1 rRNA gene is annotated in these 255 nt (G+C 56.9%); it reads left to right on the forward strand.

Annotated features, from left to right (window positions below):
* Positions 1 to 92, forward strand: a 16S ribosomal RNA gene (locus tag ACPUD7_RS17900); the annotation flags it as partial.
* Between the last annotated feature and the right edge of the window lie 163 nt (positions 93 to 255).

Here is a 255-nt window from a genome sequence, read left to right on the forward strand (position 1 = left end):
AGGGGAGGGGGCCGTCTAAGGTGGGACTGGCAATTGGGACTAAGTCGTAACAAGGTAGCCGTACCGGAAGGTGCGGCTGGATCACCTCCTTTCTAAGGAGCACACATTCAGATCCCCACCGTCAGGAGCCGTTCGTGTTCCTGGGTGGGTTGCTCATGGGTGGAACATCACAACTTCCGCTCGTCCACTCAGCGTTGTCGGGGTGAATGCCTCGTCGATGTATGGGTATGAGGATGGGCTAGGACGAACACGTTA

The sequence above is a fragment of the Brevibacterium sp. FAM 24630 genome (assembly GCF_049804075.1).
Classification (GTDB): domain Bacteria; phylum Actinomycetota; class Actinomycetes; order Actinomycetales; family Brevibacteriaceae; genus Brevibacterium.